Raw genomic sequence first — 26,438 nt, forward strand, 5'->3', positions numbered from 1 at the left:
CTATTCCCTTCCGGCCCGCCATTCCTTCCACCGCAGGTAAAGATTGGCCCCCACGGTTGAAAACGGACGCGGCGGCAGGCGGGTGGGCTCCACTTCGCCCGCGAAATGCCGCGTGATGCCGCTTGCCACGCCCGAGGCGAGCTCCGCCGCCGCCATCCCCGTCAACGTGCTGCGTGTTGTGCCTAGACCATTGCAGACCGCCGCCGACCAAAGCCCTTCGTCCAGCGATTTCGCCACCGAAACCCCATTGCGCGTCAGGCACAGATGCCCCGCCCATGAATATTCCATCGCCGTCCCCGCCAATTGCGGAAAGCGTTCCTCAAACTTTTGCCGATGCACCGCCGCCGTTCGCTGTAAGACGGCCGCACTCGGCTCCATATCTGGCTCAAACGTCGCGCAGGTGCGGGTGATGATCCGGTTGCCGCCCTGCGCCCCGCTGATCCGCCGCATTGTCGTGCCCATCGGGTCTGACGGCGTGATCCCCCAACGTGGCTGCCCGCCCAGCCTTTGCAAAGCCGCCCCGTCCAGATCGCGCGTCATCGAGGCATAAAGGAACACATGCATCAAGCGCCCCTTGGCAAAGCCAAAGCTTTCCAGATGGCCGTTGTTCGCCAGAATGACCTTGCCCGCCCGCAGCTTGCCGTGGGGGGTTGCAAGCACCCATGCCCCACCCTGCCGCGCCATGCCTTGCACCGGCGTATTCTCATAAACCCCCACGCCCGAGGCCCGCAGCCCCTGACCCAAGGCGCGGATGTAACCCGCAGGCTGCAACATCACCGTGCCCGGCGTATAAAGGCCCGACACATAATGGCGGCTGCCCGTCAGATCGAACATCTGCTGCCCGTCCAGCCTTTCGCTGGGTTCACCCATTTCCGCCAGATGCTGCGCATAGCTTTGGTTCAGCCGGTCGGCGGTTTCGCTGGCGGCACCATTGATCTTGCCCGCCGGATCGAACCAATCGGCGGGAATACCGTATTCCGCGACCGCCCCCCGAGCAAAGCCGATGGCCTGCCGGTTCAGCGCGATCATCGCCCGATCATCCCCCGTGCCCGCATAATCGTCCGAGGTGATCTCATGCGGCAGATCAATCATGAATCCCGAATTGCGGCCGGATGCGCCTTCGGCCAGACGGCTGGCGTCCAGCACCGCAATCCGCGCGCCGGGGTTCAACTGCTGCAAACGCCGCGCGGCAGACAGACCGGCGAAACCCGCGCCCACCAGCGCGAAATCGACGGTCATGTCGCCGGGCAGCACCACCGGGGCAGGCTGCCCCGGCAGGATTGCCGACCAACCGGCCGGGCCACGGTGAACCGGGGTTCGCCGCGCAGGATAGGCTGTCATGACACCGCCTCGTCTGCGTCATCGGCCAGATCAACCCAGATGGTTTTCAGTTGGGTGTATTGGTCATGGGCATGAATGCCATTGTCCCGCCCGCCAAAGCCCGACTGTTTGAACCCACCAAAGGGTGTCGAAATATCCCCCTCGCCAAAGCTGTTCACCGTGACCGTGCCCGCCCGAATGGCCCGCGCGCCGCGGATGGCCCGCTTCACATTGGCGGTAAAGATCGACGCCGCCAGCCCGTATTCGCTGTCATTCGCCAAGGCGATGGCCTCGTCAAAATTCTCTACCGTCAGCACCGAAAGCACCGGGCCAAAGATTTCCTCGCGCACTTGCTTGGCGCTGCGGTCCGCGATGTCCAAGATCGTCGGCTCGACAAACCCATCCTTGGCCCCGCCACCCAGCAGCACCTTTGGTCCCTTGCCCAGATAGCCCGCCACCTTGTCGAAATGCGCCCGGCTGACCAAGGCCCCCACCCGGTTCTCCGGGTTCAGCGGGTCGCCCATCGGCCATTCGCGCGCATGGGCGACAATCCGTTCCAGCAGGGCGTCCTTCACCCCCCTCTGCACGATCAGCCGTGAGGTCGCAGAACAGTTTTCCCCCATATTCCAGAAAGCCCCGTTCACCACATGCGCGGCCACCCGGTCCAGGTTTTCGGCATCATCCAGCACCACCGCCGGATTCTTGCCCCCCATCTCCAGCGTCACCTCTTTCATGTTCGATTCCGCCGCATAGGTCAGGAACCGCCGCCCCGTCGCCGTCGATCCGGTGAAAGACACCGCATCAATATCCATATGCCGCCCGATGGGTTCCCCCACCTCGGCCCCGCCGCCCGGCAGCACGTTGAACACGCCCGCCGGAATGCCCGCCTCCATCGCCAGTTCCGCCACCCGCAGCGTCGTCAGGCTGGTTTCCTGCGCCGGTTTCACGATCACCGAACAACCCGCCGCCAGCGCCGGCCCGATCTTCCACGCCAGCATCAGCAAGGGGAAGTTCCAAGGCAAAGCCAGCCCTACCACACCCACCGCTTCGCGCACCACCATCGCAATATGGTTGTCCGAGGCCGGGGCCACCTGATCATAAATCTTGTCGATCAGTTCCGCATGCCATGTCAGGCAATGCACCGTTTCCGGCACATCCACCGTTTCGCAGTCAAAGATCGTCTTCCCGCTGTCCAAAGACTCCATCACCGCCAGTTCGCGGGCATTCCGCTGGATCAGCTTCGCCAGCCGGATCAGCACCTCTTTCCGCGCCCTCGGGTGCAGCCGTGACCAGCGCCCATCCTCAAACGCATCCCGCGCTTTTCCCACCGCGAAATCCACATCCGCCGCGCCACAGGCCGCCACCTTGGCCAGCACCTTGCCCGTCGCCGGGTTCACCGTGTCAAAGGTCTTGCCCGATTTTGCCGGGCAGAAATGCCCGTCGATGAACGCCTGTGTCGGCAGCGAAAGCCCTGCCGCGATGGCCTTGTATTCTTCGGTCGTCAGAAGGTCGGTCATCGCATTCACTCCGCTTCGATCTCGGCCACGGTGCGTTTCAACACCCGCACCACCTGTTCCAACTGCCGCTTGTCATCCTTGTTCAGCCCCTTCAGCGGGGCCCTTGGCGGCCCCGCGCGAAAGCCGTTCATCTCGCAGCCGTATTTGATGCATTGGATGAACTTGCCGCCCTGCTCCAACACCCGCATCAAGGGCATCATCGCCGACATGATCCGCCGTCCCTTGGCGAAATTGCCTTCCACCGCGCAGGCCTTCCACAGCGCCACATGTTCCCGCGCCAGAAAGTTCGACCCGCCGCAAACCCAGCTTTGCGCCCCCCAGGCAAAGAATTCCAAGGCCTGATCATCCATCCCGCAGGACATCTGGATATGCGGGTAATCCCGCGCCAACAGATGCACCCGGTTGATATCCCCACTGCTTTCCTTGATCGCACAGAAATTCCGGCTCCGGCCCACCCGGTCCAAGAATTCCTCGCCCATGTTGATCCCCATCCGCCCCGGATAGTTGTACAGCATGATCGGCAAATCCGCCGCCCGGTCGATCGCCAGCGCATTCAGCGCATTTTCGCGTTCCGTCGGCACCGAATAGGGTGGGCTTCCCACCAGAATCGACGCCGCCCCGATCTTGGCGGCATGTTCCGCCATCGTGATCGAATCCTCCAGCCGGATCGCCACCGTCCCCACCATCAGGGGCACCCTCTCCCCAATGATCTCTTTCGCAAGGCTCGCCATTTCCAGACGTTCCTGCATCGACTGGGCATAATATTCCCCCGTCGATCCCCCGTTGATCAGACCATGCACCCCCGCCGCAATCAGATGCTCCACCATCGCGGCAAAGCCGTCACGGTCGATGCTTCCATCCTCGTGATGCGGCGTGATCACCGGCGTATAAATACCCTCGAATTTCATGAGGCTCCTCTCCGTTCTTCGCCCGGCGCGCGGCCCAGCGGAATTTGCATACCTTCGGGCGTCACGAAACTTTCGATCTGCGCCCGGCTCAGCTCCCAATGCGCCACCGCCAGATCGGCCGCCGCATCCGCATCCCCCGCCTCGATCAGCGCAATGAACTGGTCATGCTGATCCGCCGCCAATTCCCGCTGTTCCGCCAACTGCGTCTTGCGCGGGTTGTAAAACGTCATCCCGATCCGCGTATGGTCGATCAACAGCCGCCGCAGGCTCGGCAGCAGGAATTCATTGTCCGCCATCTCGCCGATGATCGAATGAAACCGTTCGTTCCCCAGCGCCCGCTCTGCCGCGTCGCCATTCCGAATCGCTTGGCGAAAGGCCCATTGGCATTCCTTCAGCCGCACGATCTGTGCCGTCGTCGCATGTTCTGCCGCCAGCCGTGTCACGCCTGCATAAATCATGGGCGCCGCCACAAAGAAATTTCGCAGCGTCTTATGCGTCATCGGGGCCACCTGCGCGCCCCGGTTTTCATGCAGCACCACATAACCCTCACCCGCCAACTGCCGCAGGATTTCGCGCAAGGGTGGCCGGGAAATGCCATAGAATTCCGACACTTCAATCTCATCCAGATAGCTGCCCGGCTGAAACTCCTCCGTCAGGATCTTCTGCCGAAGATCCTCGAAGCAGATCTGCTTCTTGCTTCTGGTCTCAGTTTCCACGGCGGTCTCCTTGCTTGATCCGGCCCGATTTGCCGCGACCAAGTAACGCCGTTTCTCTGTAGCGGAACGAAATACATATTGTCTACAATAAAAATCTGTGCTTGTTTTTGTGAAAGAGGGAGTTCGCGAATGACCATAAGCCCGCAAGAGGATGTCATTCGCTGCGAAGGGATCTGGAAGATCTTTGGCCAGAAATCGCAAAAGGCGATGGAGGCGATCCGCTGCGAAGGCTTGTCGAAAAAAGACATCCGGGAACGCTTTGACTGTGTGGTCGGCGTTCAGGACGCCACCTTCAGCGTCAGACGAGGCGAGATTTTCTGCATCATGGGCCTGTCGGGCTCGGGCAAATCGACGCTGATCCGCCATATCAACCGCTTGATCGAACCCACCGCAGGGGCCGTGATCATCGAAGGCCAGAACGTCAATGCAATGAACCCGCGCGATCTGCGGGCCTTGCGGGCGCAGCGCATCGGCATGGTGTTCCAGAACATGGCGCTGATGCCGCACCGCACGGTGCGCGAAAATGTCGCCTTCGCGCTGGAGGTGCGGGGCCTGCCCGAAGACAAACGCAACGCGGTGGCGGCTCAGGCGATTGAAGCCGTCGATCTGACCGGCTGGGAGAAGAAATACCCCGACGAATTGTCAGGCGGCATGCAGCAACGGGTGGGGCTGGCGCGGGCGATTGCCGCCGATCCGACCATTCTTTTGATGGATGAACCCTTTTCCGCCCTCGACCCGCTGATCCGCAAACAGTTGCAGACCAAATTCATGGAACTCTCGGCGGAACTGCATAAAACAACCCTGTTCATCACTCATGATCTGGACGAGGCGATCCGCATCGGCGACCGCATCGCCATTATGAAAGACGGGGTTCTGGTGCAAATCGGCACGCCGGAACAGATCGTCACCGAACCAGCAGATGATTACGTGGCCGAATTTGTCGGCGGCATTTCCAAGCTGGATCTGGTGACGGCGGCGCGGATCATGCAGCCCTTGGCGCAATATAACCAGTCGCATGGGGCAGGGGATGTCACCGCTTGGCCGGTGGCTGGGCCGGGTGACAAGCTGAACACTTTGGTCGATCTGGCCGTTGGTTCCGAACATCCGATCCTGATCAAGGCCGATGGGGCGGCGGTGGGGGTTGTTACGCGGCGCGCCCTGCTGCGCGGCATTCAGGGCCGCGAGGATCAATCCCAACCGCAAGCGGAGGCTGTCTGATGGACAAGACATTCGACTGGCTGAACCCCTTCGCCTCGATTGATCTGGGCATTGGCGAATGGGCCGATGGCATCAAGGGCTGGGCCATGGCCAACCGTTCCGTGATCCAGCCGCTGAAAGGTTTTTTTGACGGTGTGATCGCGCGGATCGAAGGCGCGCTTCAGGCTGTGCCGCCGGTGATCATGCTGCTGTTGCTGGTGCTGATCGCCTGGCAGGCCGCCGGACGCCGCGTCGCCGTGCTGGTCTTTTGCTGCCTTGTCGTGCTGGGCCTGCTCGACCCGATGGCCTGGTCCCTGGCGATGACCACGCTGGCCATTGTCATTTCCTCGGTCCTTCTTTGCGTGATGATCGGCCTGCCCTTGGGCATTCTGGCGGGCAAAAGCGACCGCTTTGAACTGGGCGTGCGCCCCGTGCTGGACACGATGCAAACCATCCCCGCCTTTGTCTATCTGGTGCCCGTCGTCATGATGATCGGCATCGGCAACGTCTCGGGCGTCATCGTCACCATCATCTTTGCTCTGCCTCCCTTGGTGCGTCTGACCTCGCTTGGCATCCGCAGTGTGAACCCCAGCGTGGTCGAAGCCGCCCGCGCCTTCGGTGCCACCCCCCGCCAGATCCTTTTCAAGGTCGAACTGCCGCTGGCCACCCCCACCATTCTGGCCGGGCTGAACCAGACCATCATGCTTTCGCTGTCGATGGTCGTCATCGCCTCGATGATCTCGGTCAAGGGCTTGGGGAACGAGGTTCTGCGGGCGATGGGGCGGCTGGATGCCGGCAAGGCCATCGTGGGGGGCTTGGGTATCGTCATGCTGGCCATCGTGCTGGACCGCATCACCCAAGGTTTAGGACGGTCGGGACGGCAAAGGGGCCATCGCCACTGGTGGCAAACCGGCCCCGTCGGGCTGGTCGCCGCGCTGCTGCAAAAACGAAACTGAACAACAAGAAACCAACAGGAGAGACACAATGAAAATGCTGACCATGACCACGGCGCTGGTGCTGTCGCTTGCGACCCCAGTTTTCGCCAATGACAAACCGGGCGAGGGCGTCACTGTCCGCCCGATCCTGCCGACGCAGATCGAGGAATTCTTCCAGCACCGCATCATCTTTCGCGCGCTTGAAGATCTGGGCTACACCGTCGCCGACCCGAACGAGGCCGAATACCAGACCATCCATCTGGCGCTGGGCACGGGCGATGCCGATTTCACCGCCGTCAGCTGGCACACGCTGCATGACGGCTTTTACCAAGAGGCGGGCGGCGATGCCGTCATGTCTCGCGTCGGCGTCTATATCGAAGGCGCGCTGCAAGGCTATCTGATCGACAAGGCGACCTATGACAGCGGCGTTACCGACCTGTCGCAACTGAAAGACCCCGCCATCGCCGCCAAGTTCGACGCCGATGGGGATGGCAAGGCTGATCTTGCGGGCTGCATCCCCGGCTGGGGCTGCGAGCGTGTGATCGAAACCGCGATGGATGCCTATGAACTGCGCGACACCGTCACCCACAATCAGGGGGCCTATCAGGCCATGATCGCGGATGTCATGTCCCGTCACAGCAATGGCGAGCCCATCCTTTACTACACCTGGACGCCTTACTGGGTTTCCGGCGCTCTGGTCCCCGGTCGCGATGTCGAATGGTTGAGCGTGCCTTTCACTGCCTTGCCCGACGGGGCCACCGGCAACACCGAATTCAACGGCAAGAACCTGGGCTTTGCCGTCGACAACATCGGCATCGTTGCGCGCAATGACTTTCTTGCGGCCAACCCCGCTGCGGCCAAGCTGTTCGAGGTGGCCAAGCTGAACATCAACGACATCTCGGCGGAAAACAAGTTGATCGCTGATGGTGAAAATAGCTCGGAAGCCATTGACAAGCATGTGGATGACTGGATCGCGGCGAACCAAGCAACCTATGACAGCTGGTTGGCCGAAGCGCGTGCTGCTGCCGAATGACGGGCTGAGCAAGAGGGGCAGAAATGCCCCTCTTGTCGTTTGCGGGGCCACGAGGGCTTGGCCCTTTGGCCAATAGATTGGCGTTGCGCTGTCCACTAGATTGGCGGGGCGGGGCGGACCCCCGCAACGGCCAATGGGGGGCAGGATGCCGACAAAAACGAATGCCCATGCTTCACGGATCGAAGCGGCGATCCAGGGCGGACTGGCCGCCCGGTCGGCCTTGGCGGCATCATGGGCGCGTTCCGCCACGCTTTATCAACTGGACCCCAGCCAGCGGCGGAGCGAGCGGCGCATCACGGCGACCGAACTGGCGCTTGCACGGGAAAGGCTGGGGGCTTTGCTGCCGACCGCAGCCCCCCATCTTGACCGGCTGTTCCAAGCAGTGGGGGGATTGGGGGCCTGTATCGTGCTGGCCGATGCCCAGGGGATAGCCGTCGATCGGCGTGGCAATCCGGGCCAAGACCGCGACTTTGCCGACTGGGGGTTGTGGACGGGCACGGGGTGGTCTGAGGCCGAGATGGGCACGAACGGCATCGGCACCTGTTTGGCCGAGGGGCGGAGTGTGACCATTCACAGAGACCAGCACTTTCTGGCGCGGAACATCGGCCTAAGCTGTTCGTCGGCGCCGGTCCATGGGCCTGATGGCGGGCTGATGGCGGTGATCGATGTGTCAACGGCGCGATCGGATCTGGGCGATGCGGTCGCGGGGTTGATTGGATCAACGGTTGCCGACGTCGCGCGCAAGGTAGAGGCGGATTTGTTCCACCAACGGTTCCCAAAGGCGCGGATGGTTCTGGTGCCGGGGCTTGATCGGGGGTTGGGCGCCTTGTTGGCGGTTGATGCCGACGATCTGGTCATCGGGGCCACCCGGGCCGCGCGGCAGTATCTGAACCTTGCGGGGGATCTGGCCGCACATCCGCAGCCGGTGGCTGATTTGCTGGGCTTGGAGGGGCATGATCGGCTGGAGGATGCCGAACGGGCGGTGCTGGCCCGGGCCTTGGCGCGGTCGGGGGGAAATATCTCGGCGGCGGCGCGGGCGCTGGGTCTAAGCCGAGCGACGCTGCATCGCAAACTGGACCGGCGATAGTGGGCCGGACCTGTCGCAGTTCTGCGACAGGGGTGGGGTGCAAAGCCCGAGACATGGGGTGAACGACTCGGCCAAGGGGGCAAGGCTGCGTGGGAAGGGCAGCGAGGAGGCCGCCCGATCCTTGGAGGAGGAACCCATGAACGAGATGACCCATCCGGCAGGCCTGATCGCCTCGCCCTTCAAAACCCGCTATGACAATTTCATCGGGGGCCGTTTCGTGCCGCCGGTGGGTGGGCGCTATATGGACAATATCACGCCGATCACCGGCGCGACGGTCTGCGAAGTGGCACGGTCTGATGCGGCCGATATCGACAAGGCGCTGGATGCCGCCCACGCGGCGCGCGAGGCTTGGGGCAAGACCAGCGCGGCCTATCGGTCGAACATCCTGTTGAAGATTGCCGATGTGATCGAGGCCAATCTGGAGCTTTTGGCCACCGCCGAAACCTGGGACAACGGTAAGCCGATCCGCGAAACGGTGAATGCCGACATTCCGCTTTCGGTGGACCATTTCCGCTATTTCGCGGGGGTGCTGCGGGGGCAGGAAGGCAGCATGAGCGAGATTGACCACGATACGGTGGCCTATCATTTCCACGAGCCCTTGGGCGTTGTGGGCCAGATCATCCCGTGGAACTTTTCGATCCTGATGGCGGCTTGGAAGCTGGCCCCGGCCTTGGCGGCGGGCAACTGCATCGTGATGAAACCGGCGGAACAGACGCCGGCGGCGATCATGGTGCTGGCGGAACTGATCGGGGATCTGCTGCCGGCGGGGGTTCTGAACATCGTGAACGGTCTGGGGGCCGAGGCCGGTCAGGCGCTGGCCCGGTCAAACCGGATTGCCAAGATCGCCTTTACCGGATCCACGGCAACCGGCCGCAAGATCATGGAGGCGGCGACGGCCAACCTGATCCCGGTGACGCTGGAACTGGGGGGGAAATCGCCTAACATCTTTTTCAGCGACGTGATGGCCGAGGATGACGCCTTTCTGGACAAGGCCGTAGAGGGTTTTGTGTTGTTTGCCTTTAACCAAGGGGAGGTCTGCACCTGTCCCAGCCGCGCCTTGGTGCAGGAAGACATTTACGACCGTTTTATGGAACGCTGCATCGCGCGGGTGAAGGCGATCCGGCAGGGCGATCCGCGGGATATGGCGACGATGGTGGGGGCGCAGGCCAGCCGGCAGCAGCAGGAAAAGATCCTGTCCTATCTGGCGATTGGCCGGGAAGAGGGGGCCGAGGTTCTGGTTGGGGGCGATGCCGCCCGCTTTAACGGCGATCTGGCGCAGGGCTTTTACATCCAGCCGACGATCCTGAAGGGCCACAACAAGATGCGGGTTTTCCAGGAAGAGATCTTTGGGCCGGTGGTCAGTGTGACAACCTTCAAGGACGAAGCCGAGGCTTTGGCGATTGCGAATGACACGATGTATGGTCTGGGGGCCGGGGTCTGGACGCGGGACGGCACGCGGGCCTACCGCTTTGGTCGGGCGATCGAGGCGGGGCGGGTCTGGGTGAACAACTACCACGCCTATCCGGCCCATGCGGCTTTTGGGGGGTATAAGCAGTCGGGCATAGGGCGGGAAACCCACAAGATGATGCTGGATCATTATCAGCAGACCAAAAACATGCTGGTCAGCTATAACCCCAACAAGTTGGGCTTTTTCTGAAACAGGGCGATGGCGCGGCAAATGATCGCGCCATCGCCGGTCTTTGGTTGGGGTCAGTTCGGCTTTTGCGTGACGGGTTTTTCCGTGACGGGGGCGCGAGGGGTTGGCACGGTGCTGTCGCCCTCGGCCCGGTCGCGGTGCAGGGCGGCCTGTCCCAGCAACATCAAAGTGACGGGGGTGGTCAGCATGACAAAAATGCCCGCGACCAATTCATGCAGGATCAGGCGATCCTGGAGCCAAGAGTAGGACAGGATCGAGGCCAGAAGGATAGCGGCGGTGCCCCAGCTGGTGCCCAGGGTGGGGGCATGGATGCGGTCATAAAAGCTGCGGAGATTCAAAAGGCCGAAGGCGCCCAGCAGCGTCAATGTGCTGCCAAGAACGAGCAAAAGCCCGACAGGCAGCATGAGCCAGACAGGCAGGGTGTCGAGGGGGGTCATTCGATCACCTCGCCGCGGAGCAGGAATTTGGCTAGCGAGACGGTGGCGACAAATCCGGCGACGGCGATGACGAGGGCCGCTTCAAAAAGAAAGGGTGTGCCCAAGCGCATGCCGGTGACAACAAAGAGCAGCATGGTGGTGATATACAAACCATCCAACGCCAGAACGCGATCCTGGGCGCGGGGGCCGATGATCATGCGGACGGTTGCGAGGCAACCGGCGGCGGCAAGGGCGATCTGGGCATAGGTCAGGGCCAGCCAAAGAAGCATCGCAGGGGTCATGCAAAAGCCTCCAGCAAAAGTTGTTCATAGCGGTCGCGGATCAGGGCCTGCCAAGCACTTTCATCGACCATATCGAAGACGTGGAGCAAAAGCGTGCCCGAGGGTTCGTCATATTCCAGCCAGGCGGTGCCGGGCGTGGCGGTGATGATGATGGCAAGCAGGGCCAAGGCAGTGGGGTCTTTGAGACGCAGGGACACCTCGACAAAGCCGGAACGTCGGTTGCCGTGGCGATCATTGGTGAGGATCAGCCAAGCGACGGCGGCGTTGGAGCGGAGGATATCGAGGGTGACGATGCCCATCAGGCGAAAAAGGGGACGATAGGCGCGAATGCGGGGGGCGGTGGGTTCCAGACGGGCAAAGACCCAGCCCGCGAATAGACCCATCGCCGCACCGAGGATCAACTGCCCCAAGGAAAAGCGGGTGAGAAGCAGCCACATCAGAGTCAGGGCGAGGGAGAGGAGGGGGTGCGGTAAAGCATGTCTCATTCGGGGGCCTCCGCAACGGGAGCGTCGGCGGCACGAGGGGCCCCCAAGACACCTTCGGAATAGACTGAAGGTTGCAGCATCGCATTGGCGGTTTGCTGCATGTAGCGCAGGGTGACATCGGCCTTGATTGTCAGGACAAAAAGCAGACCGGCCAAAGCCAGAACCGGTGCGATTTCCAAGGCAAGGACGCGGGGTGGTTCGCCTTCGGTGGCCCAGAAAGTCTGAATGCCGATGCGGACCAGACCGACGAGAGTGGCGAAACCCGAGAGGATCAGCAGGGCAATGAAGCTGCCACTGAGCCAGGGGGAAACCGCTTCGGTTGCGATCAGGCCGCGCAGGATGCCAAGCTTGCCAATAAAGCCAGACAGGGGGGGCATCCCCGCCAGGGCCAGAACAAAAACGCCAAAGGACAGGCCCAGCACCGACAGGGTGCCGGGGATGGCGAGACCGACCTCGGGCTGGCGATCCTCTTCCCGTTCATCAAGGCCATAGGCATCGGCTGTAAGGGCCAGCAAGGCGGCGATGCCACCTTCCTCGCGGCTCATCGGTTCGATCAAAAGGAAGAGGGCGCTGGTGGCAAGGGTCGAGCTGAGCAGATAGAACAAGGCCGCAGCCAGAATGGACGCCCCGGCCCCGGCCAGCACAAAGCCGGTGGCGGCAAGGACGGTGCCGGATGAAACGAGGATAAGGTGGGCGGCCATGCGCCCCAGCCCCTGAGAGGCAAGCACGCCAAGAAAACCAAAGGTGACCGTGGCCATGCCGCCCGCGATCAGGGCGGTCGTCCCAAAGCCCGATGATTCCGCAGCATGGGGGCCGAACATGAGGAACGACAGTCGGATCAAGACATAGACGCCAACCTTGGTCATGATGGCAAAAAGCGCCGTGACGGGGGCTGCACCGGCCATATAGGCGGTTGGCAGCCAGAAGGACAAAGGCCAGATCCCGGCCTTGATCAGAAAAGCAATGCCCATCAGGGCCGCCCCGGCGTGGAACAGATGCCGTTGCTGGTCGGCCAGCCCCGGCACAAGGTTGGACAGATGCGCCATGTTCAAGGTGCCGGTGGCACCATAAACAAGGCTGACGCCAATCAGGAACAACAGCGAGGCGGCGAGGTTGGTGGCAATATAGTGGAGCCCTGCCCGCACGCGCAGCTGCCCGCCGCCATGCAACAAAAGCCCGTAGGAGGCCGCCAGCAAGACCTCGAAAAACACGAAAAGGTTGAAGAGATCGCCTGTCAGAAAAGCCCCGTTCAACCCCATCAGCAAGAACTGGAACATGGTGTGGAAATGCTGGCCCTGCTTGTGCCATCCGGCCGCCGAATAGATCAGCGCAGGCAGGGCCAAAAGGCCGGTCAGAACCAGCATCATCGCCGACAGCCGATCCACCACCAGCACAATGCCATAGGGGGCCAGCCAATCGCCCAAGAGGTAAAAGCCGATGTCATTGCCACCGGTCAATTCGCTGCCCTTTGAGCGGACCAGCAACTCGACCGACGACAAGAGCATTGCCACAACCGCCGCAAGGCTGATCGCCAGTTTGGCGCGGCGCTGGCGCTCGTCATAAATCAACATCAGCGCGCCCGCAAAGAACGGGATCAGGATGGGGGCGATGATCAGATGTTCGGGGGAAAGCGTCATGGCTAGCGTTCCTGCCCGTCGACATGGTCCGTTCCGGTCATGCCCCGCGAAACGATGATGACCACGAGAAACAGCGCCGTGGTGGCAAAGCTGATGACGATGGCTGTCAGAACCAGGGCCTGCGGCATCGGATCGGCATAGGCCGCAGGGTTCACAAAGCCGCCGCGGGGCATGATGGGGGGGGCACCCAGCCACAGGCGGCCCATCGCAAAGATGAACAGGTTGACGGCATAGGACAAAAGGCAAAGTCCGATGATCACCTGAAAGGTGCGCGGCCGCAGCAGCAGCCAGATCCCCGATGCGGCCAGAACCCCGATGGCGGCGGAAAGCACGAACTCCATCACGCGGCCTCTTTCTCGGGTTGCGGGGCGTCGCGTTCCCGAAGGCGGGCCATTCGCAGCGATTGGTGGGCAATGGCGATCAACATAAGAACGGTCGCACCGACCACCAAGGCGAAGACGCCGGTATCAAAGAGCAGCGCCGTCGCGGCCGGCACTTGGCCCACCAGCGGCAGTTCGACGTATTGGGCATGGGCGGTCAGGAAAGGATAGCCTAGGACAAAAGCGCCAACCCCGGTCAGACCCGAAATGAGCAGGCCGATGCCGATCCAGCGTATGGGCAGTACGGTGAGCCGCGCTTCGACCCAACGCACATCATGGGCGAGATATTGCAGCAAAAAGGCGATCGACAGCGTAACCCCAGCGGAAAAACCACCGCCGGGCAGGTCGTGCCCCCGGAAGAACAGATAGGCGGCCAGAACCAGCAGCACGGGGAACATCCAGCGCATGATGACGGCGGGCACCAAAAGGGTTTCGGCCAGGCTTTTTTGGGCCACGGCATCTTGGGGTTCGGGGAGGGCCAAGCTCTCCGGATCCGGTCGAAAGCGGCGCAGCAGAGCGTAGACCGTCACCGCCACGACGGCCAGAACCGTGATTTCCCCAAACGTGTCAAAAGCGCGAAAGTCCACGAGGATGACGTTCACCACATTGGTCCCGCCCCCCTCTTTATAGGCGTTGCGCAGGAACCAGTCGCCGACGCTGGGCACCAGCGGATAGGTCATCATCACAAAGGCCAATGTGGCGAGGCCCACTCCGGCGATCAGGGCGAGCAAGAGGTCTCGTGCCCGGCGCACCCTTGCGGGGCGCAGTTTGTCTTCGGCAATCTCTTCGCGCCGTTTGGGCAACCAGCGCAGGCCCAGCAGCAAAAGTGCTGTCGTTACGATTTCAACCAGCAACTGGGTTACTGCCAGATCGGGCGCGGACAGCCACGCAAAGGTCAGGCAGGTGACGGCCCCGGCCCCCCCAAGCAACACAAGCGCGGCAAAGCGGTGGTATTTGGCCATCCAGGCCGCCCCCACGGCGCAACTGCCCCCAACCAGCCACATGGCCGCAAAGGCGGGGTTCAAGGGCGTTGACAGCGCCTCGGCCGCCGGATGCAAGACGCCCCAAAGCGTCACAGTTGCGACCGTCAGGGCCACCAGAACCACCAAGCGCAGTTGCGGTTGCAGCCGTTCGGTGCCGATGAACTGATAAAGGCTGCGTGGCCATTTCCAGGTCAGCAGCAGGATCAGCCTTTCAAACAGCTTCTGCGCCCGAAAATGATGCATGAGGGGTGGCCCCTCGGGCCCTGCGGCGATCCGTGTACCGAACAGGGCGTAAAGCGCGACGCCACCGGCCAAGGCTACCAAGCTCATGATGAGGGGCAAGTTCACGCCGTGCCAAATTGCAATATTCTTGTAGGGCAAGTCTGGCCCCAGGATGGCTTGGGCGGCCTGGTTGAGGGTTGGGCCAAGGGTGAGGCCGGGCAGCATCCCGACGATCAGGCAAAGCAGCACCAAAGCCTCCACCGGGCGGCGCATCCAGGCGGGGGGTTCATGAGGTTGGTGCGGCAGATCGACCGGCGGTGGGCCGAAGAACACCGTAGCAATGAAACGCAGCGAATAGGCGACCGCAAAAACCCCGGCCAATGTCGCGATCCAGGGAAGGGAATTGTCAAGCCAAGTGCCGTTGTGCCAATCGGCGGCTTCGGCAAAGAACATTTCTTTGGAGAGAAAGCCGTTCAGCAACGGGACGCCTGCCATCGACGCGGAGGCGACAATGGCAAGACTGCCGGTGACGGGCATAAAGCGCATCAAGCCGCTGAGGCGGCGCATGTCGCGGGTGCCGGTTTCATGGTCGATGATCCCCGCGGCCATGAAGAGCGAGGCCTTGAAGATGGCATGGTTCACGATGTGAAAGATCGCTGCCAGAATGGCCCCTGAACTGCCGATTCCGGCAAGAGCGGTGATCAGCCCAAGATGGCTGATGGTTGAATAGGCGAGGAGGCCCTTCAGATCGTGCCGGAAAAGGGCGATCAGGGCGCCGAGCAAGAGTGTCGCCATGCCGGTGCCGGTGACTGCAAAGAACCACATTTCCGTTTGGCCGAGGACGGGGGAAAACCGGACCAGAAGGAAGACGCCAGCCTTGACCATCGTGGCGGAATGCAGAAAGGCCGAGACGGGGGTGGGGGCGGCCATCGCGCCTGGCAGCCAGAAATGGAAGGGCATCTGGGCCGATTTGGTGAAGCAGCCCAGCAGAAAGAGGGTCAGAACGGCGGGATAGAGGGGGTGGTTGCGAACCAAATCGCCCGAGTCGAGGACACGGTCGAGATCGTAGCTGCCGACAATCTTGCCCAAAAGCAGCATAGCGACCAAGAGGCAAAGGCCGCCAAGGCCGGTGACGATCAGGGCCATCCGGGCGCCGTCGCGCGCGGCCTGTCCTTGATGCCAATAGCCGATCAGGAGGAAAGAGAGGATGGAGGTGAGCTCCCAGAACACGACGAGCATCAGGATATTGCCCGACAGAAGCATTCCCATCATGGCGCCCGTAAACAGCATCAGGAAGGCATAGAAACGCGGCACCGGATCATTTTTGGACAGGTAGTATCGGGCATAGATCAGCACGAGAATGGCGATGCCGAGAACAAGGGTCACAAAGAGCCAGACAAAGGCGTCGATTCGGAAGGTCAGGTTCAGACCCAGGGAGGGCACCCAGCGGATGGTGCTGTGCAGCACTTGGCCCGCAGCGATGGGCCCATGCAGGATGCCAAGAATGGCAAGGCCGGCAGCCAGCAGCAACCCCGAGACCCAAGCCGCTGCCCCATGGGCCTGCGCCGACAGCGTTGTTGTCGCCAAAGCGGCGACAAAAGGCAGAAGGGCAAGGGTTAGCAGCAAGTTTTCCTGGATCATGCCGAAAGGAGCTTCCTTTTTCAAAATGGCGGGGCGTATCGCGAACGGACATGAGCACGCTTGGCCGCCGCACAGCAGCTTGGCCCGTTCATGATTCGCTGAAGGTTCAATTTTTCTTATGACGGATCACGGCGACCTGTTGCAAGGCGGGGGCGCGATTTTTCCATGACATCGCATGATGTTGCGCAAGACTTTTCGACAAATCGGCAGGAATGGGCGGAAAGCGCTAGTATCCCTTGGTCGCTGTCGTAGGTTGGCCACGCAGCAGGGCCAGCTGGCTGGCTACGGCATTGGCAAACATGCGGGCGTCGGTCAGCAGGGAGGCGAAGTGATAGCCTTGGGCCAGCATGGCCTTGATCATGGCGGGCGATCCGGTGTGGACGCCTGCGATGCGGCCCATGGCGCGGGTGCGGGTGGCGATGTCTCGGATGGCGTCCAGAACCTCGGGCGCGGTGGGGTCTAAGGTGGGTTCATAGCCTAGGGACAGGCCAAGGTCAGAGGGGCCAACATAGGCGCCATCGATGCCTTCGACAGCGAGGATGGATTCAAGGTTCTGCAACGCCTCGCGCGTTTCGATCATGGCGAGCACAAGAACGGTGCTGTTGGCAGCCTTGGCATAGCCGGGGCCGAAGACGAGATTGGCGCGGGTCGGGCCAAAGGAGCGGCCGCCGAGGGGGGCATAGCGGCTGGCGGCGACTAGGCGGCGGGCATCGTCGGGGGTGTTGATCATGGGGCAGATGATGCCGGAGAATCCGGCATCGAGGCATTTCATGATGATGCCGGGTTCGTTCCACGGCACGCGGGCCATGACGGGGGCGGGCAGGCCTTGCAGAACCTGCAACATGGTGAGGGCCATGGGATAGTCGATCAGGCCATGCTGCAAATCGACGGACATGAGGTCAAAGCCCTGACGGCCCATGATTTCGGCGGTGACAGGGGAAGGGATGGCGCACCAGCCGTTCACAGCGGTGCCGCCAGCGGCGAAATGGGCGTGAAGATCGGTGATGGGCATGGGGGTTCCTTTAGGCGGGAAGGGCGAGCCAGTGGCGAAGGGCTTCGGCGGTTTCCTGAGGGCGTTCGAGGGGGGGAATATGGCCTGCACCGGCAATGATTTCAAAGCGCGATTGGGGCATGAGTTGGTGCATCAGTGCGTGGCGGTCGTGGGGGCAAAGACGGTCGTGTTCGCCCATGAGGACAAGGGCGGGGCCACGGAAGGCGGCGAGCGTGGGTTGTTGATCAGGGCGGTCGCGGAGGGCACGGGATTGGTTTTGAAAGGCGTTGGGGCCAAGGGTGAGGGCCATGTCGAGGCAGAGGGCTTCGTGGTCTGGGCTGGGGGCGGCGAAATAGTGGGGGATCATCTGGTCGGTCATGACGCCAGCGAGATCGCCCGATAGGGCGCGGTCGATCTGGGGTTCGCGGCGGGCCTGAACTTGCGGTGTTTCGGCGCGGGGGTTGGTGTCGAGAAGGGCCAGACGTTCGACGCGATGGGGGGCCTGACGCAGCACCTCCATCGCGAGGATGCCGCCCATCGACAACCCCGCCAGCGCAAAGCGGGGCGGGGCGTCTTGCAGGAGTTGGGCGGCGAGATCCTGCATGGTGTCGGCGCCGGTGGGAAGGTGGTGGTGGATGGGCGTATTCAGCGCCGCATCCACCCCGCCCCACATGCGGGCGTCGCACATCATGCCGGGGATCAGGACAAGGGTCATGGGTTAGAGCAGACGCCCGGTCAAACCCGCCGGATCGTCGGTGGCGACAACGCGGTAAAGGCTGGCCTCGCCCGTCATCGAAGGCGCAAGGCTGTGCTCCAGACCGGGGGGGATGGCGGCGGTGTCGCCCGGGTTCAGGACGGTGGTGCCGCCTGACCAGGACAGACGCCAATGGCCGCGCATCGGCATCAAAACCTCATGCTTGTGCAGGGTGTAGGGCGTGGCGGGGATGGAGTTGCGGGACAGGAATTCGACGTCAAAGCCGGGGCGGTCGCGCAATTTGCCCTCTGCGCCAATCACTTTGGCGGGCTGGCGGTCGGACAGGGCCATCAGATCCCAATAGCGTGCGACATGGTTCGGGATGACATCGGCGGTGGTGGGTTCGGGGAAGGCTTTCAATTCTTCCTCGGTCAAGAGCGGCATGGGGGGCACGCCTTCGGGCAGGCTTTGCCCCTTTTTCGTGTCGTAAAGCTTGCCGTTCTTGCCCAGAACAAGGCCATAGTCCTTGGCATCGGTGATCACTTGCGGGGCCCAGACCACGCCGCCGCCGGCATCATCACCGCCCAGAATGGCCATGATCATTCCGTAGTCGGTGCCGACATTTTCAAAGGCGCGGAAGATGCCGGTGGGGATGTTGAAGATGTCGCCTTCCTCGGCGATGAACTCGCCTGCCGTGCCATAGCGACCCCAGAAAAAGCGCCAGCGGCCTTTCAGGACAAAGAACACCTCGGCCGTGCGGTGGCTGTGCAGGCTGTTGCGGCATCCGGGCGGCTGGCCTGCCGCGCCGATGTTGAAGCCGGGGGTGTCAACGATATGGACGTGCTGATCGGGGCTTTCGGACACGCCGCCACCGATGATGGTAAAGTTTTCCTTGCGGTCGCTGCCCGGCGTATGGGCGTCGATGAAGGCGGTTTTGCAGGGGCGCAGGTCGCCGTAACGGACGATGCGGGTTTCCATCTCTTGCGGGGTCATGTCGTTTCCTTTCAGTCGGCGGTCCAGCCGCCATCGACGATCAAAGAGGTTCCGGTGATGAGGGCCGCTGCGTCCGAGGCAAGGAAGGCGACGGGCCCCATGATGTCACTGACCTCGCCCACGCGGCCCAGTTTGATCTTGGAGGCGATCCAGGCGGCGCGTTCGGGGTTGGCAAAGGTGTCAGCGGTCAGGGCGGTGCGGATGAAGGTGGGGGCGATGGTGTTGACGCGGATGCCGTGGGGGCCCCATTCGATGGCCATGGATTTGGTCATGCCTTCGACGGCGTGTTTGGTGGCGGCATAGACGGCGCGATCAATGCCACCGACATGGGCCATTTGGCTGGTGATGTTGATCAGGCTGCCGGGGCGGCCTTCGGAAATCAGCCGGGCCGCGATGGTGCGGGTCAGGAAATAGGCGGCGCGAAAGTTCAGATCGGCGGCAAGGTCAAAGTCTTGCGGCGTGGTTTGGGTGGCCGGACTGTGGCGGGCAAGGCCTGCGGAATTGACCAGAATGTCAAAGGCGGGCCGGTTGGCCAGCGCCTGTTCCATCGCGGGAAGGTCGGTGATGTCGAGGGGCAGGATTTGGGCCCGCATCCCGGCGGCGTTCATTTCATCGGCCAAGACCTGAAGATCATCGCGGCGGCGGGCGCAAAGGGTGACTTCGGCCCCTTGCTCGGCCAAGGCCACGGCAGCCCCTGCGCCGATGCCTGAGGACGCCCCGGCGACAAGGGCGCGGCGTCCGTCAAGGCGGAAGGAGGGGGTGCGCGGGAGGGTCATTCCGCCGCCGCCCCGTAAGGCACGTTCTGCCCGCCATAGCGGCGGACGCGGATGTTGCATTGTTCAGCATGGCCGACGAAGCCTTCGAGCATGCAAAGGCGGCTGCCATAGGCACCGATCAGGGCGGCGGCTTCATCTGTTGACACACGCTGATAGGAATGGGTTTTCAGGAACTTGCCGACCCAAAGCCCGCCCGTATAACGCCCGGCTTTCTTGGTGGGGAGGGTGTGATTGGTGCCGATGACCTTGTCGCCATTGGCGACATTGGTGCGTGGCCCCAGAAACAGTGCGCCATAGCTGTGCATATTGGCCAGATACCAATCGTCGCGGTCGGTCATCACCTGCACATGTTCGGAGGCAATGTCATTTGCCACGGCCAGCATTTCGTCATGCGTGTCACAAAGGATCACCTCACCATAATCCGCCCAACTGACACTGGCCGTCGCGGCGGTGGGTAGGATTTTCAGCAGGCGGTCGATTTCGGCCATCGTGCCCGTCGCCAGCTTGCGGCTGTTGGTCAGCAGAACAGCGGGGGAGTTGTAGCCATGTTCAGCCTGCCCCAACAGGTCGGTGGCGCAAAGTTCGGCGTCCACCGTGTCGTCGGCGATGACCATGGTTTCGGTCGGGCCTGCGAACAGGTCAATCCCGACGCGGCCATAGAGCTGGCGTTTCGCCTCGGCCACATAGGCATTGCCGGGGCCGACCAGCATATCGACGGGTTGGATGGTTTCGGTGCCGATGGCCATGGCCCCCACGGCCTGCATCCCGCCCAGAACGTAAATCTCATGCGCGCCGCCCATATGCATTGCGGCGACGATGGCGGGATGGGGCGCACCGTTCACGGGGGGGGCGCTGACCACGATGCGCGGGACACCCGCCACAGCGGCGGTTAGAACGGACATATGCGCAGAGGCGACCATCGGGAATTTGCCGCCGGGCACATAGCAGCCCACCGATTGCACCGGGATGTTGCGGTGGCCAAGGATCACGCCGGGCAGGGTTTCAACCTCAATATCCGTCATGCTGGCGCGCTGGGCCTCGGCGAATCGGCGGATCTGGGTTTGGGCGAAGCGGATGTCTTCGATGTCGCGGGCCGAGACCTTTTGCATCGCGGCTTCGATTTCCGAAGGCGTCAGGCGAAAGGCGGGTGGATCATATTTGTCGAATTTCACCGAAAGCGCGCGGATGGCGGCATCGCCGTTGGCGGCGATATCGGCCAGAACGGTTTCGACAGTGGCGCGAACCTGGGCATCATCTGCTGCCCGCTCTGCTTCGGGTTTGCCGCGCTTAAGCCAGGTGATCGCCATGATGAGCCTCGATTGAATACGTGTGCAATATTCTTAGATCAATGGGCGGCAAGATTGCAAGAGGCTTGTCATTGCTTCGGCAGATTGGCGCGGTTGATCTTAGAATAGCTAAGCGTTTCAAGAGATTTAGTTGATTGGCGTCGGGTCGGCGGCTGTTTTGCAAAGATGGAATTGCAGACGTATGCAATAAGGGTTAGGATGAGGCGTTCAATCCATGCAGACTGCATGACCCGAAAGGAGCATCCGATGACCAGCCACGCCGAGCCCTATCCGACCGCCAAGGTCACTTGGGTCAAATCGCCGACCCGCAGCGCCGAAAATGACAACAAGCCGGTGGCCGAGCTGGTCGCGGGGGTTCTGGCCGATGTGAAGGCGCGGGGCGACGTGGCGGTGCGGGAATATTCGGTCAAGTTTGACAAGGCCGAGGTGGGGGCGCTGGAAATCAGCATGGCCGAACGCGAGGCGGCGGTGGCGGCGCTGGACCCGCAGACGCGCAAGGATACGGAATTTGCGATTGCGAACGTGCGGCGCTTTGCCGAGGCGCAGCTTTCGACGATTCTGCCGTTGGACATCGAGGCGCTGCCGGGGGTGTTCATGGGGCATCGGGTGATCCCGATTGACCGGGTGGGATGCTATGTGCCGGGCGGGCGGTTCCCGTTGTTGTCGGCGCCAATCATGACGATTGTTCCGGCGAAGGTCGCGGGTGTGCCGGAAGTCATTGCCTGCCTGCCGCCGAATGCGCATCGGGCGATGGTGGCGGGCTGCCATCTGGCGGGGGCGGATCGGGTTTACCGGATCGGCGGGGCGCAGGCGATTGCGGCAATGGCCTTTGGCACGGAATCGGTGCCGCCGGTGATGAAGATCATGGGGCCGGGCAATGCCTTTGTGAACGAGGCGAAACGCCAAGTGTTCGGGCCGGTGGGGATTGATCAGCTGGCCGGGCCGTCGGAAATTTACATTCTGGCGGATGAAACGGGCGATGCGGAAATGATCGCGACCGACCTGTTGGCGCAAGCCGAACATGACGTGCGCACGCGGGTGGGGCTGATCACGACGGACCGGGCCTTGGCCGAGGCTGTGGTGGCCGAGGTGGAGCGGCAGTTGGAAGGGCTTTCGACGGCGCATGTGGCGGCCCCAGCCTGGCGTGACTATGGTGAAGTGGCGGTTTGCGCGGATGAGGCGGCGATGATCGCCTATTCCGACTGGATCGCGGCGGAACATTTGCAGGTGCATACGCGCGACGCGCAGGGCCTGTCGAAAAAGCTGCGGAACTATGGGTCGCTGTTCATTGGGGAGCTTGCGAGCGTGGTCTATTCGGACAAATGTTCGGGGACGAACCATACGCTGCCGACGATGGCGGCGGGGCGGTATACGGGCGGGCTGTGGGTCGGGGCTTACGTTAAGATCGCAACGCATCAATGGCTGGAACCCGAAGGGGTGCAGGCTGTGGCCCCGCCTGCGGCGCGGCAAGCGGCGAGCGAGGGGCTGGAAGGCCATCGTCGGGCGGCGCAGTTGCGGCTGGACCGGATGCAGGTGCGTTGAAACAGGCCGGGGGCTTTGCCCCCGCCTTAGCACCCTTGGCCCCCAAGGTATTTAGGGCAAGATGAAATTACAAAGGCGGGCGCTGGACAGAATGGTCTGTCGCCCGTTCAAAGGCGTGACCTGCGGCGCAGATCAGGTCTTCATCGCCCTTGCGGCCCACGATTTGCAGGCCAAGGGGAAGCGCGCCGTCAAAGCCCATGGGCAAGGAGAGGGCGGGTTGTCCGGTGACATTGAAGGCAATGGTGCGCATCGGCGTCCAGACCGCCTTTTCGCCGTCAAAGGCGGAGAAGGGCAGGGCGGGGGTCAACGTGGTGGGCAGGATCAGCAGATCAAAGGGGGCCATGGCCTGATCCATTTCGGCGGTCAGGCGGGTTTGGGCTTGGTGCGCTTGGGCCAGTTCGGCGGGGTCAATGGCCGCGCCAAAGGCTAGGCATTGCAGGGTGGGGCGGCCATAGAGATCGCTTTTATCTTGGATCAGGGCGCGGTGGGCGTCGAGCGCCTCGGCGTGGAGGATGATGGAACCGGCGGCCTCATACAGTGGATAGTCGGGCAGATCGACGAGCGTGATTGCCGCGCCCAGCATGGAGAGTTGGGCGGCGGCATCATCCATCGCGCGGATCAGGGCGGGGCTGGCCTGGGGATCATCGGCAAACCAGTTGCGGGCATAGCCGATACGCAGGCCTGCGACGCCTTGGGTCAGACGGCCTGCCGCGGGGCGCCATTGGTTTGGGTTTTCGGTGAGCATGTCGAGGGCGAGGGCTGCTTCCTCCACCGTCGCCGCGAGGGGGCCGATATGGTCAAGGCTGGGGGAGAGGGGGAAAGCGCCGCTGCGGGACACGCGGTCATAGGTGGGTTTCAGGCCGACACAGCCGCAATAGGCGGAGGGCGAGCGGATCGAACCGCCCGTATCGGTGCCGATGGCCAGGCGGACCATGCCCGAGGCGACGGCGGCGGCGGAACCGGAAGAGGAGCCGCCAGTGATATGGGCGGGGTTCCAAGGGTTGCGGGCCGGTGGATCGGGCAGGGTGAGGTCGGGGCCGACCATGGCGAATTCATAGGTAGCGACCTTCCCGATCAACACCGCGCCTTGGGCGCGGAGGCGCGAAAGGGCGGCGGCATCGGCGGGGGCGATGCGGTCCGCCAACACGCGAGAGCCGCTGGTGGCGGGCTGGCCCTGCACGTCGATCAGGTCTTTGACGGCGACGGGAAGGCCGCAGAAGGGGCCGGGATCTTGGCCTGCGGCGAGCAGGGCATCGGCTTGGCGGGCCTGTTCCAAGGCATCAGTGGCGATATGGGTAAAGGCGTGCAGGCGCGGGTTTTGGGTGGCGATGCGTTCGAGGACCGCTTGGGTGAGATTTTCAGAGGTCAGCGTGCCGTTGCGCAGGGCATGGGCGGCGTCGGGCAGGGAAAGGTCGGCGGGGTTCATGGTTCCGGGCGTTCCAGATAGGCTTTCACGCGGGCCACCTCGGCCCGCAAATGCTGTGCGCCTTGCAAGGCGGCGGCAAAGGCGCGGGGATCGAGCGCGAGGCCCAACGCTTCCACCCGTTTGCGAAGCTCTGCCTCGGTCATCTTGTGGCCCCGTGGCGGCGACTGGATCCGCGAATGACCAACTCGCCGGGCAACACGACATGCGCCGTTTCCGGTTTGTCGGCGGCGATGCTGCCCAAGAGCATGGCGACGGTTTCGGCGACCATCACATCGACCCTTTGGCGATAGGTGGTCAGGTTGTAGGCGGGCCAAGCGGCGGGGGGCACATCGTCAAAGCCGACGACAGAAACATCCTCAGGCACGCGCAGGCCGAGTTCAAAGCGCAGCACATCCATGACGGCAAAGGCCATGTGGTCATTGGCGACAAAGACGGCATCCGGGCGGCGCGAGGTGGCGAAAAGCTCGCGCGCGGCGGCTTGGGCCGTGGCATAGTCAAAATTGCCCTCGGCGCGGGCAAAGAGTTCTTGGCCTGCCTCGGCAAGGCCTGCCCGAAAGCCCGCTTCGCGGTCAATCTGCGTGGTGGCCCCGGTAAAGCCCGCGACATAGGCGATGCGTTCGTGGCCCAAGGAGCAAAGATAGTCGGCCAGCGCCTTGCCCCCGGCATAGTTGTCCGAGGTGACGGAGGACAAATTGCGGTCGGCATGGGCGCGGTTGAACAGCACGACCGGCAGGCCCGTCGATTGGCAGCGCGCGGCAAGGTCGGAGGAGACAGAGACCGAGGCCAAGACAATGCCATCGACCTGATAATCCATAATCTCGCGCACGACCTTATCGACGTTGTCCACCGACACGGGGGCGAGAAAGATCAGGACGTGATAGCCGACCTTTTGCAGTTCGACCGACAGGCGTTCGACCATTTCGGGGTAAAAGTAGTTTTCGAGGTAAGCGACGACCAGACCGATGATCCGGCTTTGCCCCGATTTCATCGCGCGGGCCAGAATGTTGGGGCGATAGCCCAGTTGGTTGGCGGCGGCCATGACCTTGTCGGCGGTCTTTTTGCTGACCGAGGAACCGGGCGTGAACACCCGACTGACGGCGGACTGGCTGACGCCGGCCAGGGCCGCGACCTCCAATGATGTGACTTTCTCGGCCGCCAAGACGAACCCCTTTGCTATGCCGCGCCAGTCTTTGACGAAGTGGCCTGCGCGGGCAAGCCCGTGTTGTCGGAAAGGCGCTGGCCGCTGCTGCGGTCAAAGACATGCACGGCGCTGGGCGGGATCGCCACATGCAGCGGTGCGCCGATCTGGGTGCGGAAATCCTTGGCCGCGCGGATGGAGACGAGGGCCGGGCCAATGCGGCAAGAGACGAGGGTGGCATCGCCCAGGAGTTCCATCGAATAGACGGTGGCGGACAATTGGCCGCCTTGGGGGACGACCTGCACATCCTCGGCGCGGAAGCCCAGGGTGATGGGGCCAGAGACGCCCAAGGGGATGGGCAGTGCCATGCCTTCGGCGCGGAAGATGCCGTCGGTGACATCACCGTCGATCAGGTTCATCGCGGGTGAACCGATGAAGCTGGCGACGAAGGTGTTGGCCGGGCGGTCGTAGATTTCGGTGGGCGTGCCCAGTTGCTGCACAAGGCCCTTGTTCATCACGACAACGCGGTCGGCGAGGGTCATCGCCTCAATCTGGTCATGGGTCACATAGATCGTGGTGCGTTTCAGGGTGTGGTGCAGGTTCTTGATCTGCGCGCGGGTGGAGACGCGGAGTTTGGCATCCAGATTGGAAAGCGGTTCGTCCATCAGAAAGGCATTGGGCTCGCGCACGATAGAGCGGGCAAGGGCGACACGCTGACGCTGGCCGCCCGACAGCGCGGCGGGACGGCGTTCAAGGAAGGGGCCGAGTTCGACCATTGCAGCGGCGCGCATGACGCGTTCGTGGTGTTCGGCCTTGGGGATGCCGCGGACGCGCAGGGGAAAGCGGATGTTTTCATAGACCGACAGGTTCGGGTAAAGGCCATAGCTTTGAAAAACCATGGAAATATCGCGATCCTTGGGTTCCAGATTGTTGACGATCTTGTCGCCGATCCAGATTTCACCTTCGGTCACATCCTCTAGCCCCGCGATCATGCGCATGGTCGTGGTCTTGCCGCAGCCGGACGGGCCCAGCAGCACCAGAAATTCGGCATCGGCGATGTCGAGGTTGAAATTGTCGACGCCGACATAGCTGCCCCAGCGTTTGCTGACGTTCACAAGGCGGATTTGGGCCATGG

General features: G+C 62.7%; 25 protein-coding genes. 6 read left to right on the top strand and 19 right to left on the bottom strand.

Annotated elements, in window-relative coordinates:
* The 4 genes from IE095_RS12540 to IE095_RS12555 are packed head-to-tail and all read right to left on the bottom strand — an operon-like array spanning position 1 to position 4,461.
* Positions 1 to 1,341, bottom strand: a complete 1,341-nt coding sequence (locus IE095_RS12540) for an NAD(P)/FAD-dependent oxidoreductase (protein ID WP_189412012.1) — start codon at positions 1,339 to 1,341, stop codon at positions 1 to 3.
* Positions 1,338 to 2,837, bottom strand: coding sequence for an aldehyde dehydrogenase (locus tag IE095_RS12545; protein ID WP_189412013.1), 1,500 nt, complete (start codon positions 2,835 to 2,837; stop codon positions 1,338 to 1,340). Before IE095_RS12545 ends, IE095_RS12540 begins: the two co-directional genes overlap by 4 nt.
* Before the next feature lie 5 nt (positions 2,838 to 2,842).
* The gene (locus tag IE095_RS12550) at positions 2,843 to 3,745 is read right to left on the bottom strand and encodes a dihydrodipicolinate synthase family protein (protein WP_189412014.1); all 903 of its coding nucleotides are present in this window, start codon (positions 3,743 to 3,745) and stop codon (positions 2,843 to 2,845) included.
* Positions 3,742 to 4,461 (bottom strand): GntR family transcriptional regulator, encoded by a 720-nt coding sequence (locus tag IE095_RS12555; protein ID WP_189412015.1) that lies wholly within the window; start codon positions 4,459 to 4,461, stop codon positions 3,742 to 3,744. Before IE095_RS12555 ends, IE095_RS12550 begins: the two co-directional genes overlap by 4 nt.
* A gap of 129 nt (positions 4,462 to 4,590) precedes the next feature.
* Between IE095_RS12555 and IE095_RS12560 the strand changes: the two genes are divergently transcribed.
* The 5 genes from IE095_RS12560 to adh all read left to right on the top strand — a co-directional run bounded on the left by IE095_RS12560 (position 4,591) and on the right by adh (position 10,370).
* Positions 4,591 to 5,679 carry a quaternary amine ABC transporter ATP-binding protein gene (locus tag IE095_RS12560; RefSeq protein WP_189412016.1) on the top strand — a complete coding sequence of 363 codons (1,089 nt, stop codon included), beginning with the start codon at positions 4,591 to 4,593 and terminating at the stop codon, positions 5,677 to 5,679.
* Entirely contained in the window at positions 5,679 to 6,614 is a 936-nt protein-coding gene (locus IE095_RS12565) for an ABC transporter permease (protein WP_189412017.1), read from the top strand. Before IE095_RS12560 ends, IE095_RS12565 begins: the two co-directional genes overlap by 1 nt.
* A 28-nt stretch (positions 6,615 to 6,642) precedes the next feature.
* The gene (proX, locus tag IE095_RS12570) at positions 6,643 to 7,626 is read left to right on the top strand and encodes a glycine betaine/L-proline ABC transporter substrate-binding protein ProX (protein ID WP_189412018.1); all 984 of its coding nucleotides are present in this window, start codon (positions 6,643 to 6,645) and stop codon (positions 7,624 to 7,626) included.
* Positions 7,627 to 7,771: 145 nt separating this feature from the next.
* Positions 7,772 to 8,713 (top strand): helix-turn-helix domain-containing protein, encoded by a 942-nt coding sequence (locus IE095_RS12575; RefSeq protein WP_189412019.1) that lies wholly within the window; start codon positions 7,772 to 7,774, stop codon positions 8,711 to 8,713.
* Between the two features lie 136 nt (positions 8,714 to 8,849).
* Positions 8,850 to 10,370 (top strand): aldehyde dehydrogenase, encoded by a 1,521-nt coding sequence (gene adh, locus IE095_RS12580; RefSeq protein WP_189412020.1) that lies wholly within the window; start codon positions 8,850 to 8,852, stop codon positions 10,368 to 10,370.
* 53 nt (positions 10,371 to 10,423) lie between these two features.
* Here the strand turns inward: adh and mnhG are convergent, their stop codons facing one another.
* The 11 genes from mnhG to hisD (IE095_RS12635) all read right to left on the bottom strand — a co-directional run bounded on the left by mnhG (position 10,424) and on the right by hisD (IE095_RS12635) (position 21,197).
* Positions 10,424 to 10,807, bottom strand: a complete 384-nt coding sequence (mnhG, locus tag IE095_RS12585; protein ID WP_189412021.1) for a monovalent cation/H(+) antiporter subunit G — start codon at positions 10,805 to 10,807, stop codon at positions 10,424 to 10,426.
* Positions 10,804 to 11,088: a K+/H+ antiporter subunit F gene (locus tag IE095_RS12590; RefSeq protein WP_189412022.1), complete on the bottom strand. Its 285-nt coding sequence runs from the start codon at positions 11,086 to 11,088 to the stop codon at positions 10,804 to 10,806. Before IE095_RS12590 ends, mnhG begins: the two co-directional genes overlap by 4 nt.
* Positions 11,085 to 11,573 (bottom strand): Na+/H+ antiporter subunit E, encoded by a 489-nt coding sequence (locus tag IE095_RS12595; protein WP_189412023.1) that lies wholly within the window; start codon positions 11,571 to 11,573, stop codon positions 11,085 to 11,087. The genes IE095_RS12590 and IE095_RS12595 overlap by 4 nt, the downstream gene beginning before the upstream one ends.
* Positions 11,570 to 13,210, bottom strand: coding sequence for a monovalent cation/H+ antiporter subunit D (locus tag IE095_RS12600; RefSeq protein WP_189412024.1), 1,641 nt, complete (start codon positions 13,208 to 13,210; stop codon positions 11,570 to 11,572). Before IE095_RS12600 ends, IE095_RS12595 begins: the two co-directional genes overlap by 4 nt.
* Before the next feature lie 2 nt (positions 13,211 to 13,212).
* A complete protein-coding gene (locus tag IE095_RS12605) occupies positions 13,213 to 13,551 on the bottom strand; it encodes a Na+/H+ antiporter subunit C (RefSeq protein ID WP_189412074.1) in 339 nt (112 codons plus the stop codon).
* A complete protein-coding gene (locus IE095_RS12610) occupies positions 13,551 to 16,436 on the bottom strand; it encodes a monovalent cation/H+ antiporter subunit A (RefSeq protein ID WP_189412025.1) in 2,886 nt (961 codons plus the stop codon). The genes IE095_RS12605 and IE095_RS12610 overlap by 1 nt, the downstream gene beginning before the upstream one ends.
* A gap of 226 nt (positions 16,437 to 16,662) precedes the next feature.
* Positions 16,663 to 17,448, bottom strand: a complete 786-nt coding sequence (locus IE095_RS12615) for an HpcH/HpaI aldolase family protein (protein WP_189412026.1) — start codon at positions 17,446 to 17,448, stop codon at positions 16,663 to 16,665.
* A gap of 10 nt (positions 17,449 to 17,458) precedes the next feature.
* Positions 17,459 to 18,142 (bottom strand): alpha/beta fold hydrolase, encoded by a 684-nt coding sequence (locus IE095_RS12620; protein WP_189412027.1) that lies wholly within the window; start codon positions 18,140 to 18,142, stop codon positions 17,459 to 17,461.
* A 3-nt stretch (positions 18,143 to 18,145) separates the two neighbouring features.
* Positions 18,146 to 19,114 (bottom strand): cupin domain-containing protein, encoded by a 969-nt coding sequence (locus IE095_RS12625; RefSeq protein WP_189412028.1) that lies wholly within the window; start codon positions 19,112 to 19,114, stop codon positions 18,146 to 18,148.
* 11 nt (positions 19,115 to 19,125) lie between these two features.
* Entirely contained in the window at positions 19,126 to 19,890 is a 765-nt protein-coding gene (locus tag IE095_RS12630; RefSeq protein WP_189412029.1) for an SDR family NAD(P)-dependent oxidoreductase, read from the bottom strand.
* Entirely contained in the window at positions 19,887 to 21,197 is a 1,311-nt protein-coding gene (gene hisD, locus IE095_RS12635) for a histidinol dehydrogenase (protein ID WP_189412030.1), read from the bottom strand. The genes IE095_RS12630 and hisD (IE095_RS12635) overlap by 4 nt, the downstream gene beginning before the upstream one ends.
* A 246-nt stretch (positions 21,198 to 21,443) precedes the next feature.
* On the opposite strand from hisD (IE095_RS12635), the gene hisD (IE095_RS12640) reads away from it, so the two are divergent.
* A complete protein-coding gene (hisD, locus tag IE095_RS12640; protein ID WP_189412031.1) occupies positions 21,444 to 22,739 on the top strand; it encodes a histidinol dehydrogenase in 1,296 nt (431 codons plus the stop codon).
* Positions 22,740 to 22,806: 67 nt separating this feature from the next.
* Here hisD (IE095_RS12640) and IE095_RS12645 read toward each other — a convergent pair whose 3' ends face one another.
* Genes IE095_RS12645 through IE095_RS12660 form a run of 4 tightly spaced genes read right to left on the bottom strand, consistent with a single transcriptional unit; the run spans position 22,807 to position 26,436 of the window.
* Entirely contained in the window at positions 22,807 to 24,165 is a 1,359-nt protein-coding gene (locus IE095_RS12645) for an amidase (protein WP_189412032.1), read from the bottom strand.
* A complete protein-coding gene (locus IE095_RS12650; RefSeq protein ID WP_189412033.1) occupies positions 24,162 to 24,308 on the bottom strand; it encodes a hypothetical protein in 147 nt (48 codons plus the stop codon). The genes IE095_RS12645 and IE095_RS12650 overlap by 4 nt, the downstream gene beginning before the upstream one ends.
* A complete protein-coding gene (locus IE095_RS12655) occupies positions 24,305 to 25,324 on the bottom strand; it encodes a LacI family DNA-binding transcriptional regulator (RefSeq protein WP_189412034.1) in 1,020 nt (339 codons plus the stop codon). Before IE095_RS12655 ends, IE095_RS12650 begins: the two co-directional genes overlap by 4 nt.
* A 14-nt stretch (positions 25,325 to 25,338) precedes the next feature.
* On the bottom strand, positions 25,339 to 26,436 hold the full coding sequence (locus IE095_RS12660; protein ID WP_189412035.1) for an ABC transporter ATP-binding protein: 1,098 nt from the start codon (positions 26,434 to 26,436) through the stop codon (positions 25,339 to 25,341).
* Positions 26,437 to 26,438: the final 2 nt, after the last annotated feature.

It is taken from the genome of Neogemmobacter tilapiae (assembly GCF_014652215.1).
GTDB classification, from domain to species: domain Bacteria; phylum Pseudomonadota; class Alphaproteobacteria; order Rhodobacterales; family Rhodobacteraceae; genus Neogemmobacter; species Neogemmobacter tilapiae.